Source organism: Spirosoma endbachense, assembly GCF_010233585.1.
GTDB classification, from domain to species: Bacteria; Bacteroidota; Bacteroidia; order Cytophagales; family Spirosomataceae; genus Spirosoma; species Spirosoma endbachense.
Genome location: NZ_CP045997.1, coordinates 3,640,758 through 3,654,495 on the forward strand (window position 1 = coordinate 3,640,758; position 13,738 = coordinate 3,654,495).

Below are 13,738 nucleotides of genomic sequence, written 5' to 3' on the forward strand. Positions count from 1 at the left end.
TGACTGGATATAGAATGGCCTTGTGTATTCTCACCGTTTAATAGGACCGTTGCGTAACTGTAGCTGTATTATTGCTGCCGAACTGCCCAAAACGCAGCACATTACCATCGCCGGTTTGGTTGAGTAGTAATGAGTTACCCATACCCTGAACCTGCAAAGCACTCGTAGACATTGACTCCAGCCCCGTGAGTACGTTATTGGTGCCCTCCTGTACAATTGTGGCTATATTCTGTGAGCTTCCCTGCAAAAGCCGGGCTTCATTGCTGGTGCCTGACTGAGTCAGCGTGGCCTGATTTTCATTGCCCTGCTGGTCAATTAAAGCCTGATTGGCATCGCCGGTTTGCGAAATCGTCGCCTGGTTATAATCACCATTACCCGGATTAGCTCCGCCGGTATGGTTTGTGCGGGCGTTGTTGTTATTTCCCAGCTGGCTTATTGAAATCTGGTTGTCCGAACTGTACTGGATATTCGCATTACTGAAGTTATCGTTCCCGGTTTGAGTAATCGAGACCTGGTTATTGTAGCTATCGAATGGAGCGGCCTGCCCATCGTATCCAGATGCTCTGACTGAACTCTGGTTGCGATTTCCAGTCTGTGTGATTGAAACCTGATGATTACCTCCCCAGCTTGATACCGTACTGGCGCTGTTTCCCTCGCCGTTCTGATAAATACTGAACTGGTTATTATTCGATATAAAGCTGTTGATAGTTGCCGTATTATCATTACCCAGTTGCGTCATTGAGACCTGGTTTTCTGCGCTCCAGGTCTGTAGAGATGCCGTATTCCGGTTACCCGTAGTCGAAAGCGTCCCGATATTGCCTCGCCCGTACTGCGCAAAGGAAACCTGATTATTGTCGCCGGTAGTTGTGATCGTTCCCTGGTTTCCGCTGCCTCCCTGCGAAACCGGAGCGTTGTTTCCATCACCCATCTGACTGAGCGATAACGTGTTTGACTGTGCACAAACAGCGCCTACACTAGCTGCTGTCAGTAACGATAAAATGAGCTTTTTCATGATTGATTTATTTAAGGTGAACTGACTATGAGTTTGTCTCATCTGTGTATCGCAGCAGGATGAGTAAGGTTAACAGCGCAGAAAAAAAAGAAATGAATTGATAACGATCTCAGGAAAACAGCGATAACTAGACTAGTAGAGGCAGGCGATTGGCCAAATATCTAGTGGCTGTTATAGTGGAGTTAAACCAATTTTAACCACGTTTTCAACTATTTGACCGAACAAGCACACCAACAAGTCACTATTTGGCATATTATTGGATAGTATTATTGAGCGAAAGTTCCTATCCGACAAATGAAGCACCAGACCGTAACTATCTCGAATATCATCCGTACTGCGCTGCAATTAGGAGCTGGCTGCGTGGTAATTGCCTTATTGATAGGGTTATCGCTTCGGTGGCAGGCGTATTCGACCCAGAACGAAATTGAACGGGAATTATCAAATCAGACTTATCTGGAATTGACCTCGAACTTGCAAAATGTGAACTGTACGTATACTAATCATAGCTGGCTGGAGCCTTATCTTGAGTGCGAATCGATCCGGTAGGGCAAACTAAAACTGACGTATAACGCGCTCACATTCAACGGCATCCTGGTTCACTATAGCCCTTTTTACCTCTTTCGGACGGATAGCCTGTTTGATGAGCTCAAGGACAAAAAAATTGACTAAAGGTCATTGAAAGCGTAGTCGAAACCATTCACTGAAACGCTTCTGATTGAATTGGCTAGTTGGTCTTTTCGATGGGTTGTGTCATACGATTTTGTGCCGACGATCAATTGGCGTTGTGCTTATTAATATCAGGAAAAGCGCATGGAAGGCGTACCAGCCTAATACTTAGCTGGTTCATTGCTTTTTGGCGTTCAAATCATTACCTATGCCCTGCCGGTAGTCATTGTAAAGCCGGGCAGTATGACCACGGATACTGATAACCCTTGTCGAAACATTGAACAGGGTAGCCTGGAGTTTTATCAGGCGTTACTGGCCGACTATAAACAGGCCTGGGAGTGCTTGTATGTGAGCGCCTTCCGTAGTTTCGTGCCCTACGCCCGCCAGCGAAGCGCCATTTCTACGGACGACGCGCTGGACATTCTACAGGAGGGAATGGCGGAGTTTGCGCTTAAATTGAAAAGTAGGAAATATGTCTTTCAGGGAAGGCCGGTAGCTGCTTATGTATTTACCGTTTGCCGAAATCGATGGGTTAGTTTCCTGAGAAAAAATCACATTCAGAAGGTCGATATTAAGCAGGACACGGCTACTGAAGAAAGCGATTTGCCGGATGATTCTGAAAGTTCCCGATCTACTTTCAGCTTGTTAATTCAGAGTGATACGGATCAGGATGGTGAAAACGAAGCCGGATCATCCGATCGCGATGCGATCTGGGAAGATAATGAGGTCGATTGGGAAGCTGTTGGGCGGGCGTTCTCCGAAGTAAGTGACGATTGTCGGACAATGCTCCATTGTTTTTATGTCGATGAAAAATCACTGAGTGAGTGCGGGGCCCAGATTGGTTTGCAGGAAAATTCTGCCAAAGTAAAACGATTTCGGTGCGCTCAGCGACTGAAGGCCTTATACATTCAGTATAAACTAGAGTAGTCATGGAGTTATCTGATGAGCTTCTTGAACAAATCGGCGCTTACCTGTCAGGGAAGCTATCGGCCGAGGAAAAGGACCGGTTTGACGATCGGCTGGCAATCGATTCATTGCTTCAGCAGGAAGTGGCCATTCAGCGGGAACTGAAACAGGGACTATCGTTTCTGGCGCAGAAAGATCGGTTTAAACAAGTGCACGCTGACCTTGATAAGCGTGGCCTGCTGAGCGAAATACCATCAGTGACCAGTCAACCAAACCGAACAGATTCGCCGATTCCTGATACAAAGTCGACCCCATTTTCCAGGAATCTGGATATTCCCCGCCGGTCATTTCGCTACGGCTGGGCAAGCTGGGCTATGGCCGCTTCAGTCGTCCTTGTGCTTGGCATCGGTTGGGTGCTTTATCGGAACCAGACTCAAAAACAGGATGAACTGGCGCAGAATGAGCGGATTTTCAATGATTTCTTTTCGGCTGAGATCAGATCGGCACCGCCCCTTTCGGATGATCCGGATCGGGTATCGGCCTCCCCAGACAATGGTCAGGCGGGCGCGGATTCAGTACGGTTGCACGCTCTCGTCGAAAGGTTGCAACGAACTGAATCTCAGCCTGTAATTGACGAACTTACCGACCTCTCGGCCAGCAGTCCTGGCCATTGGAGTGCCAGTGCGCAATGGTATCTGGCGCTGGCTTATCTGAAGAATGATCAGCGGACTGAGGCCCAGGTGCTTTTGCAAAAAATTAGCCAGCTGAACGGTCATCCGTACCAGCAGGAAGCCAGGCGATTGCTTAACCAATTAAGGTCTTCCATACCCCATCGGCCATGAAAATCGGCTGGCTCATCGGTATTCTTATTGCATCGCTGGCTTTTTCGGCATCAGCGCAAACCGATATTACGCCAGGTTTGTTGCTGGATGATGCTGGGTATGAGCAAGTCCCCTATCAGGAAATTGTAACGAAGGAGAAACTGCCCAGCCGGGTTTCATTTGAGTCATTTTGCCCAGCAGTACAGGCACAGGGAGCCTATAGTACCTGCACCGGATTTGCGTGTGGTTATTACCTGCGTACGATTCTGGAAGCGAAATCGAGGAAGATAACCGTCCCGGCTGATATTAACAAGCTGGCCTTTTCGCCGGGTTACCTGTACGAAAAAGCCAAATCTGACCGTGATTATGCCTGTACGGAAGGTGTCTATCTTTCTAAAGTTTTTAGTATCCTGAAAGAGGTCGGAGTCGTACCGTTCAGGCATTTTCCTTATCCAGCCTGCGGTCAACAAACTGTGCCCGTCGATGCGGTTGCCTCTCGCTATCGAATCCGTGAATACGAACGGCTTTTCAATGTACAGGATGATGAGCCTCAAAAAATTTACAATCTAAAAAAAGCACTGGCTGCGGGTAGTCCGGTGGTGGTTGGTATGGTTGTTCCAGCTTCCTTTTTCTTTGCGGGGAAAGTATGGGAACCTGCTTCTGGCGACGATCCAAAGGATAAGCGACTCAAAGGGCATGCACTGTGCATAATCGGCTATGACGACAAACGGCATGGCGGGGCTTTCCGGGTTATAAACAGTTTCGGAAAAGCATGGGCCGATGGCGGTTTCTGCTGGATCAGTTACCATGACATGGCCCGTTTTACACGCTATGGGTTTAAAATTAGTTAGCCATCACTCAACTTCAACGAAGGCCGCGCGTCGTTATCTGGATTCGATCTTCGGCTACTTCTTTGCGGTTTTTCGTACAGGTAACGGCCTCGATCATGTTCAGCATTGAACCGACAAAAATGGTGTATCCATTGTCGGTTCTGACATATAACTCCGAATTGGGTTTCGTTGGCAGCGAACAGAATGCATCTTCGGCAGCGTAAACAAGCAGGTACTCCATACCGAACGGCGCCGAACAGACAAATGGAACATCGGGCGAAATGCGAACATATTGATTCTCCTGCCCAGGCTTAATTTCGAAATCGTTTTCGAGCAGTGTTTTTGTGCCGTCTGCCAGTAAATACACCAATCGTAAATGACATGGCCGATTCGCCTTTGCTTCCACAAGTAATTGACTTCCTTCCCAATACTCCACATTTGTCCGGCCCCTATCGGTCCGAATCGCTACGCTCAGTGTTGTTCGTTCAGACGAGATTTTCTGCTGAATGGTATCCCGTATGGCCACAATCTGTTGATAATTGTCTGGCTTTAGTTTCAGATTCTGCTGGCCAAGCCAGGCCAGCGGCAGGTCGGTATTGGTCAACTGTTTCAGGACCTGATTGGTATGAGGGTTGTAAAGCTCTGCCACAATCAGCAGATTGTTCAGGTCCTCCTGGTAAGACCCGCGCACAAGTAGCGATCGTTCAGTATGTTGCGCGGGTGAAAGCACCTCAATTGACGGAATCTTCTGAAGGAGACTACCGAACGTTGCAAAAATCCGATCCGACAAAGCGTTGTTCACTCCGCAGCCTTTGTAGGTAAACATCTCCAGTGTGATTTGCTGAGCGTTGGCCGGAAGGTTCTCTTTAAGGTGATTTGCCAGTGAAGCCAGCACAGTCAGCAGATCCTTCTGTTCGCTTGCAGCCTGTTCGGTATCGGCGGCAGTGGCCGTAAAAGCCGTTGCCGGCCATTTGTCCGTTTTACTAATTCCGGCTATTCGAAAATCACGATAAATAGACAACTGGCGGTCAAACACGAACATAACCCGAACCTCGGCCAAATATTGAAACTGGAATGGGCGCCCTTGTTTATCAGTACCTTGTAGTTGTTTGCTGAGGTACAAATTGATAAACGGCTGCCCATCTTTTGTTTGCTGGATATCGTAGCGGGCCTTACCGAAATCCATCGTATTGACAACCGGCTTTCCACCGGCAAAAATGCGACAGTCTTTTACATACTCCTCAATAGTCGTATAGGCATTTGCCGGATTTCTAAACTCATTATAGACCAATACTTCCCGGCTTCGGAAGGCGTCTCTCACCAATCCTCTGATGTGATTTTGCAGAGCCTCAAAAGGCTGGTTTGCTTCATAATGTGTCAGAATTTCCAGATTCGCCAGGTACTTGTCCTTTACCAGTCGGCGGGCATTTTCAGCGATCATTACCCGTTCGCTTTGCGTATACGACTGCGCCCTGACCGGAAATCCAGCCAGCATAAGGAGTGCAGTTATTGCAGAAAGCACTGGCTTCATACAGTTGATTAGTTGATACAGAATTGCGATTACACAACGAGTGGCTTCAGGGCATCGCCTTTCTGGGTGCTGTTTCAGCTAATCGAACATTACCCAGCAGAACCGTCCAGCGATGTTCTTCATAGAAAGGATCTTTCCGATTGCGCAGGTCTACGTCCATTTGTTTGGCGGTTTTGGCTTTATAGACAGGCTGACCTTTACGGTTAAAGGCCTGAAACCGCTGAAAGTAAGTAGCCGTTGTGAGATATCCCCGATCCGTTTCTGCCCAGTCGCCCAGTAAGGCAAGGTCATAGAAGGTAATGGCTATATCGAAATACTTTTTATCCAGATTCTTTAGTCTGCGTAAATAAATTGCCAATGGATACTCCCTGGTTATTTTGTTTGAACCAACCTGCATGGTGGCATCGGGCAAAAAAAGCATCAGGGCATTTTCAATAGCCAGCTCACGGATGTTGTCCTGCTGGTCGGGATCGGCGACTACAGTTAAGTAGCGTTGAAATTCGGACACTTTCTGCCCGGTCAATTGTCGGAAGTCACGCAGTTGTTTATCACTTAGCTGAGTTTCTACCACAACCTGATGGTCATCGAGCGGCAATGGGCACTCCTGCCCCGATGCATGATCAGGCAGAAAAACGCTGAGTGCCAATGCCAAGCAACAAACCACTAACCTATTCATAATCAATTATGTTAAACTACCCCTGACTGCTTTACTGACTATAAAAAAATCATCGATATTCTCATTACCACACTTCCTGAATCGCTGCCCGTTTGTAGTGTTGCCCGTCGGCCGCAACTTCCGAGAGTCGCTCAATGAGGTTAATTTGCTGAATATGATCGGCATTCAGGTATAATCGCCGAACAAACGTTTCGATCGGCTGCACGTCGCCCAATGTCGAATTCACGTAAATATCGATGCGGGCGTTTTTCGAAAAGAAACCCGTCAGGCGATTCATAGCGGCCAATCGCTGCTGAGAAGACAGTGTTTTATCCGTCAACTCGTTCAGGTGACGGTTCATCTGATCGAAGCTAAGATTTGTACTGGTTGTTACGGAACTATCGGACTTGCTCAAATCAGGGCCCGGAGTTGTGGCCAATGCAGTAGCTGTTGGTGTAATACCAACTACATTTACTTCATAAATAGATTGTTTAGCACGCGTTGCCTGATGCCGCGTCAGTCGGGTCTGAGCATCCCGAAGCAATGTTAACCAGCTGATGTTTTTATTGTAACGACTGGCCAGTTCCAGCGCTTCATCGAACGAGCGGGTATAAAAACTCCCGGAATCGGGATGAGCACACGCCTGTTGCGGAGGTTGGCTACTGGCAATGAGCGCGTCGCCTTTCATGTTTAGAAAAAGCGTTCGGTAGGCTTCATTCAGCAACTCGTCGGTGAGCGTCAACGCCTTCGGCGAAATTGTTTTTTTCACCATGCCGCGCATGTTATTGACCAGATTATTGCAGCAATCGCCCATTGTAATACACAGTCGTGCATGCTTAGCTTTAAGTGCCTGATGGACAGCCATCAGACCAGGATTTTGCTCGCTTGCCTGCTCATCTTTTTCAAGCAGCAAAACCGGAAAACGGCCCGTACGCTGACTCGCGTTATAGCCGTGTCCAGTGTAATACAAAAAGAGAATATCGTTCGGATTTGGGGATAGATCACGTAATACATCGTCGAATCGTTTGCGGCTAAACTCATCATCCCAGATCACCTGTTCACTCAATTGGTAATTAATAGCGGCAGCCAACTGAATAAATTGCCGATGCATGATCTCGACATCCCGTTTGCAGGCTTTATACAGCAATGGATCTTTGGTATCGGCCACCAGAATGGCATGAACCGTTTGAGCCTGACAATAAAAAGCCAACAGGCTAAACCCAATGACGAAAACGGCCATTCGTTTTTGTTGCCGGAGAGCGAAGACGGCTGGCATGGCTTAATCGGCTTTGAACATGAACTTGCCTCTCAACCGACCTTCGAGGTAAGGAGGCTGCTTAAAACCACGATTCTCAAGGCCCTGATCGATCCGGTCGACCAGTTCAAAAATATCGACATTCGGCTGGCCAATATGTTTTACCAGTTCGCTCGTAAAAAGGCCGTTTTCCTGATCGCCATCGTAAGCTTGTTTTCCGGGTTCGGTGGCAAAAACGATCATCGTACCCACAGCGGGCTGAACGGGAGCAAACGTCAATTCACCGGCTCCTCTTCGCCAGGATCGATACGGGTTATTTCGGCAGGCATCCCAAAAAATCATATTCGCACCTTTAGGGTTAGCATAGGCCATACGGCTTATAATCTGACGTAAGGGATAGCATTCAAATTCAACGTCAGGCTCTGCTTTGGGATCGGCATCTACCGGCTGCACATAATTCTCTCCGCCGACCATAAGCCCATGTCCGGCATAATAAAAAAGCCCTACGTTATTGGAGCCGAGATTAGTCACAAATGAATCGAAAGTTTGTTTCAGATCACGCAAGGGCAGATTTTCTTTATAGACGACAGTAAAGCCAAGCTTTTCCAGCTGCTGCCTGACAGCCCGGCCGTCGTTCGGCGGATTTTTAAGCGGGTATTTCGTATAATTTCCGTTGGCAACAATCAGTGCCAGCCGTTTTTGCCCCTGAACACTTTTTGAGGTTATTTCGGGCTGACAAAGGATGATACGCCGTTCGGAGATGGTCGTTCCAATGGCATTGGTAGCTTTAACGTAGATTTCGTTTGACCCAACAACCAACGGAATGACATCCGACACCTCCTGACTGCCACTAAATCGCTTAAATCCGCGCTGTTGCCCAGTCAATTCGTTTCCGTTATGAACAAACTGCAACTGGGTTACAGCGTCGGCAGATTGAATAAAAACCGTGGCAGTATAGACTAAAGTATGCTCGGTTGTCTGTTTTGGCTGTGGAGTTTTCCAGGCTATAGTCGGTGCAGTCGATGGCCCTTTCTGCATAGAAACCCAATCGCTGCGGGCTGAAATCGTTACGGACTGCTGAGCGGCCAGTGGGTCTGAAACGAACAGAAGCAGCAAGAGAAAAAGTAAACTGATTTTCATGACCGCATTGATTAGAAATGAACCTGAACCCCAATCGTTGGCGAGTTGCCGATGTAGTTAAAAACAACCCGCTGGCCTGTACCCTGCTTTTGCCTGACGTTCTTTCTTCCTTTCAAAAAAGTGTATGCTACATCCGTTATCAGCAGCGCCAGGGCCAGACGGGTAGCCACCAGATAGTTATGGTGCAGTCGATTCGCTTCCGTATAATCCGATTCGTTCAATTGACTGGCATACAGATCATACTGTTTTTTTGAGCGGCTATTCTGCGAAAAACCATACACTAACAGCCCGGCATAGGCTCCCGTGATTAAAGGCCGAAGTCCGATTTTTCGGTTAGGCTGAACGAAAATAGTACCCACGCCAGGCGCTAAAACCGAGATAAGCGCATTGGCAGGCCCACCACCAATCGCTTTCTGTTGGGCCAGTTTGGGCGGTTGCTTTACGAGCACGGTTGCCCGAATCGCGTCATCGATGGTCAGACCATCCAGCCGGTAATCCCAATAAATCACCTTATTCTTACCGGGCAGTACGGCTTTCCCTACGTCGCCGGTAACGGTCGATGCATTTAATAACCCTCGGGTACGGCTTTCGACCTGTAGGTAAACCGAATCATGGCTGGTAATTCCCGCGACATCATAGACCACTTTTACACGTTCGCTATCTAACGTGACCCGAATGTCGGAAACCGAAGCGGCCTTATTACCCAAAGACTGTCCATAGACATGCCTATGAGCCAGACATGCTATCAGTAAATAGACGAGCCCAATGGAGCAATAAACGGGTTTTATCATCTCTGGTATAAAGCGTTAATTTCCGTTTCCGTAAGACCTCGATTATAGATTCGCACCTCGTCCATCAACCCATTAAAGGCGTTAATATCACCCATCCAGGCACTCCCAAACCGCAATGAACCGCCAGGGCAGTTATCAATTGGTTTCGTCTGCGATTCGGATTGGCCTCTTGCTACGCCATTCAGGTAAATTTTTACTGTCTGCCCGTCGTACTGGATAACCAAATGATACCACTGATTCACCTTAAACGCTGGTTCATAGGCCGTTAGTTGGATCGTAGATTCAAATTTGTCGCAAAGATTATCGCGATGCACATCTGCCTGAAAATCGTAACCACCGCTTATATCCCCCGTTATGTGTGGTTTAATTTTAGCACTATACTGGTGGTTCAGGTCATCTTTAAAATTCGATTTCTCATAAATATGGCTACTGGAAAGTACCTGTACCGGCTTGATCCAGACGCTTATAGACATAGTTGCCGGTCGAAGTTTACCATCATCAGGTATTTCGAAATAATCATCGACCCCATCCAGAAGCAACGCTGAGTTTGGCATCGCGTTTTTGTCAGGGCCAAACGAAGCTCCATTAATAGTATTTCCCCGCAGGTTATTCCCACTTCCATCGAGTGTATTCCCGCTGAAAGCATAATAGGCAATCAATCCATTCGTCACACTGTCCTGTAAGGGTGGCAAATCCCAGTTTTCACAACCAGAAACAAGGCTGATACCCAGCAACAGGATATATAATTTTAATTGCCTTGTGCTTGCCAATCGTTTTCTCATAACAAACATGGGCTTAGTATACTGCCTTAGAAAAGCAAGAGAAATGTAGTAAAAAATAACTATTTAATCTTTGCAAAAGCTAATTTTATTCTTTACTACCGTTTTACTACATACATGATAAAAATTTCAACAAAACTGTTCTTCTCAGACTCTTCACGTAATTAGCCCACTTCCTCCTATTAACAACAGTAAATCAGATGGTTATGGCCTGTTTGGAGATTTAGGGGTAAACGTTTAGCTAATCAGCGCGCTCATCGAAAATCGAATCTCTTTTCTGTGATAATTGTGGCGCTGCATCGCAATTCGCCAGCTAGAACCTATTGAGTAATCGAAGCAACGAAATTGGAAAAATACTCAGTTTCTTGCGTATAAGTCAGGCAGGCATCAATCGCCAATGGGTTTATTCAGGTAGACAGTTTTCGGGGAGGAACCGTTGTATGCAATTAGCTGATTGTCAAAATCAAATCTATTCTTATTAGCGATAAGACAGCTTTCTTGTCTACAGAGCTGGCTTATCGGCACAAGTTGGGTGATAAAAAAAGCACCGTAATGACACGGCGCTTTTCAGTGATCGCCTTTTTGCTGATTTATTCTGAACGCAGGCTTTTGATCGGATTCACCAAAGCGGCTTTAATGCTTTGAAAACTGACTGTCAACAGCGTAATCAACAGTGCGCCTGCCCCCGACACCGCAAAAATCCACCAGGAGATTTCAGTTCGATAATGATAATTCTGTAGCCACCCGTTTAGTAAGAACCAGGCTGTAGGGGTAGCAATCGCCAGCGCAATGACAACCAGAAACAAGAAGTCTTTGGAAAGCAAGCCCCATAGATCCAGAACCGAAGCGCCCAGCACTTTGCGAACACCAATTTCTTTGGTGCGTTGTTCGGCGACGAACGAAGCCAGCCCAAACAGGCCAAGGCAACTGATAAAAATTGCCAGCGTTGCAAAAAACGAAGCCAGCTTGCTGATCCGTTCTTCATTACTGAATTTTTTAGCGTATTCTTTATCAACAAATTTGTAATCGAAGGCCGCCGAAGGGACTATTTTCTTGAAAACTGCTTCGATTTTTGGCAGCGCTTCATTAGCACTGACAGTCGGTTTGATTTTTATATCTATTTGACTGGCGGCATCATAGGTTGCATCTAAAAAGAAAAAGGCACGCTTCTCCGGCTCATAGGGCGAGATTCTGACCATATCCTTGATTACGCCAATAATTTGCCGGGTTGTTTTGCCGTCATAAAATTTCACAAACTCTCCGATAGGGTTTTTAAAACCAAGGTATTTAGCGGCAGATTCATTGATGATCATTTTAGTACTGTCCGTGACAAATGCTTTGGAAAAATCCCGGCCAGCAATCAACTGCCAATTCACCACCTGACCGAATCCATACGAAACATCGGTTATGGAAAAATCGTCGGCTAATTCAGGGTCTTTCCCTTTCCAGGTGAAACCACCCATATTGTTCCAGATGGCCGTCAGCGGGCTCGACGAAAGTTCCATGCCTGCCACCACGCCTGTTTTCAGCAACTCACTTCGCAACACATCCAGCTTACCCAAATAATTAGGGTCATTCTTCGGAATCGTAATCAGTCCTTCCCGATTATAGCCAACGGGCCGGTCCTGCGCATATTGAATCTGTTTGTAAACGACTATGGTGCTGATAATCAAAACCACCGAAACAACAAATTGAACGACCACCAGAATTTTTCGAGGCAAAGCCGCAAAGCGGCCCAACCGAATCGTGCCTTTCAGGACTTTCACTGGCTGGAAAGCGGACAAATAAAAGGCAGGATAAGCCCCGGCCATAAAGGCCGTAATGGTAATAAAAGCGATACTGATCAGCCAGAAAAACGGGTTTAAAAATGGCAGGGATAAGTCTTTGTCTGCCACTTGATTAAACCAGGAAATGGACACTAAAATCAGTAAAATCGACAGAACAAACGACAAAATAACCACCAGGAAGGATTCGCTCAAAAACTGCTGAATGAGTTGATTTTCCAATGAACCAATGGCTTTCCGAACCCCAACTTCTTTGGCCCGTTTTTCACTCCTTGCCGTACTCAAATTCATGAAATTGATACAAGCCAACAGCAATACAAAAAGGCCAACAATACCAAAAAGCCAGACAAATGTGATGTGCCCACCGGCAGGTCTGCCATTTTTAAATTCCGAATACAAATGCCAGTCTTTCATCGGATACAGAAAAACTTCGTAGTCGTATTTTGCGGATCGTTCGGCCACTTCTTTTGGTGTACTTTTCTGATAAAAATCCTTTATGCTGGCATTGGCTGTTTCAATCGACACATTGGGATTCAACTGCACATAAATACCGTATGAGCTGTTGCCCCATTCATTTTCATTCTTTTTTATCCAATCATTTGAAGCAACCCATAAATCCCAGGGCGAAAAAAACTGCACTTCCCCAAATCGGGTATTTCGGGGCATATCTTCATAGACGCCCGTTACGATCACATCAATACGGTTATCAATTTTCAGCTGTTTATTGATCGGGTCTTCTTCGCCAAAAATCGCTTCCGATGCTGATTTCGACAGCACGATCGAATGAAGTTCATCTAGCGATGCGTAGCTTCCTTTAAGCATTTTCAGCGAAAGCATTTCCAAAGCGCCTGCGTCAATAAATTCGCCCTTTTTGGGCATTTTTTTGTCCTCAGTCGAAAGCGTATAATCGCCAATCCACCAGGCCATCAAAATGTGCTTAAAATACTGATGGTAATTACTTTTCAGCGCGGCCCTCATGGGAAATTGCAAGGCCTCCGTTCCGTCCGTTTTCTGGATATTCGGGTCTGTATACACTCTCCTCACCTGGGCGATTGTATCATAATTTTTATGATACCTATCAAACGAAACTTCATCGTAAATCCAGAGCCCAATGAGCATAGTCACGGCCATACCCGTAGCCAGACCCCCAACGTTGATAACGGAATACACCCGATTCTTGGCCAGGTGGCGAAAAGCGATTTTAAAATAGCTGCGTAACATGTCAGTTAGTATTGGTTTTGGGTAGTCATAGCGACGGCTGGCATATCGTGATCCGGCATTTGGGAGCGAGACCGTTGATACACCTGTGCGCCGGAGGGATTTATAAAAGAATGGAGTCAGGCAGTGTAAAACAGCCCAGACATACTCACGTCGAGCCTGGGCTGGGCTCACCTGTTTGAGACGCTTGTAAAACACCTCGTGCAAATCTCCCTGCACGTACTCCAGCAGGTGCGGGGCCACAAACCACTTGAGAAGCCCGTCAGCCCAGCGGGGCGGTTGCGGCAAACCACCTGAATCAGTTCCTGGCAAGTGGTGCTGGTTGGGTTTATTCTTCATCGGTAGCGAAA

General features: G+C 46.9%; 12 protein-coding genes. 4 read left to right on the forward strand and 8 right to left on the reverse strand.

Annotated elements, in window-relative coordinates:
* Positions 1–37: 37 nt before the first annotated feature.
* Positions 38–1,012 (reverse strand): hypothetical protein, encoded by a 975-nt coding sequence (locus GJR95_RS14545; protein ID WP_162386553.1) that lies wholly within the window; start codon positions 1,010–1,012, stop codon positions 38–40.
* 294 nt (positions 1,013–1,306) lie between these two features.
* Here GJR95_RS14545 and GJR95_RS14550 point away from each other — a divergent pair, with 294 nt between their 5' ends.
* The 4 genes from GJR95_RS14550 to GJR95_RS14565 all read left to right on the forward strand — a co-directional run bounded on the left by GJR95_RS14550 (position 1,307) and on the right by GJR95_RS14565 (position 4,256).
* On the forward strand, positions 1,307–1,558 hold the full coding sequence (locus GJR95_RS14550) for a hypothetical protein (RefSeq protein WP_162386554.1): 252 nt from the start codon (positions 1,307–1,309) through the stop codon (positions 1,556–1,558).
* A gap of 363 nt (positions 1,559–1,921) precedes the next feature.
* Positions 1,922–2,605 (forward strand): RNA polymerase sigma factor, encoded by a 684-nt coding sequence (locus tag GJR95_RS14555; RefSeq protein ID WP_162386555.1) that lies wholly within the window; start codon positions 1,922–1,924, stop codon positions 2,603–2,605.
* Between the two features lie 2 nt (positions 2,606–2,607).
* Positions 2,608–3,426, forward strand: coding sequence for an anti-sigma factor (locus GJR95_RS14560; RefSeq protein ID WP_162386556.1), 819 nt, complete (start codon positions 2,608–2,610; stop codon positions 3,424–3,426).
* The gene (locus GJR95_RS14565) at positions 3,423–4,256 is read left to right on the forward strand and encodes a C1 family peptidase (protein ID WP_162386557.1); all 834 of its coding nucleotides are present in this window, start codon (positions 3,423–3,425) and stop codon (positions 4,254–4,256) included. Before GJR95_RS14560 ends, GJR95_RS14565 begins: the two co-directional genes overlap by 4 nt.
* 13 nt (positions 4,257–4,269) lie before the next feature.
* Here the strand turns inward: GJR95_RS14565 and GJR95_RS14570 are convergent, their stop codons facing one another.
* The 7 genes from GJR95_RS14570 to GJR95_RS14600 form a co-directional block, all read right to left on the reverse strand.
* Complete coding sequence (locus tag GJR95_RS14570; RefSeq protein WP_162386558.1) at positions 4,270–5,766, reverse strand: DUF4384 domain-containing protein; 1,497 nt, start codon at positions 5,764–5,766, stop codon at positions 4,270–4,272.
* A gap of 46 nt (positions 5,767–5,812) precedes the next feature.
* On the reverse strand, positions 5,813–6,442 hold the full coding sequence (locus GJR95_RS14575) for a hypothetical protein (protein ID WP_162386559.1): 630 nt from the start codon (positions 6,440–6,442) through the stop codon (positions 5,813–5,815).
* A gap of 64 nt (positions 6,443–6,506) precedes the next feature.
* The gene (locus GJR95_RS14580) at positions 6,507–7,697 is read right to left on the reverse strand and encodes a caspase family protein (protein WP_162386560.1); all 1,191 of its coding nucleotides are present in this window, start codon (positions 7,695–7,697) and stop codon (positions 6,507–6,509) included.
* Positions 7,698–7,700: 3 nt separating this feature from the next.
* Complete coding sequence (locus tag GJR95_RS14585) at positions 7,701–8,816, reverse strand: caspase family protein (RefSeq protein ID WP_162386561.1); 1,116 nt, start codon at positions 8,814–8,816, stop codon at positions 7,701–7,703.
* A gap of 11 nt (positions 8,817–8,827) precedes the next feature.
* Positions 8,828–9,607, reverse strand: coding sequence for a hypothetical protein (locus GJR95_RS14590; protein ID WP_162386562.1), 780 nt, complete (start codon positions 9,605–9,607; stop codon positions 8,828–8,830).
* Entirely contained in the window at positions 9,604–10,389 is a 786-nt protein-coding gene (locus GJR95_RS14595; protein ID WP_162386563.1) for a LamG domain-containing protein, read from the reverse strand. The genes GJR95_RS14590 and GJR95_RS14595 overlap by 4 nt, the downstream gene beginning before the upstream one ends.
* 587 nt (positions 10,390–10,976) lie before the next feature.
* Positions 10,977–13,727 carry an ABC transporter permease gene (locus tag GJR95_RS14600; protein WP_162386564.1) on the reverse strand — a complete coding sequence of 917 codons (2,751 nt, stop codon included), beginning with the start codon at positions 13,725–13,727 and terminating at the stop codon, positions 10,977–10,979.
* Positions 13,728–13,738: the final 11 nt, after the last annotated feature.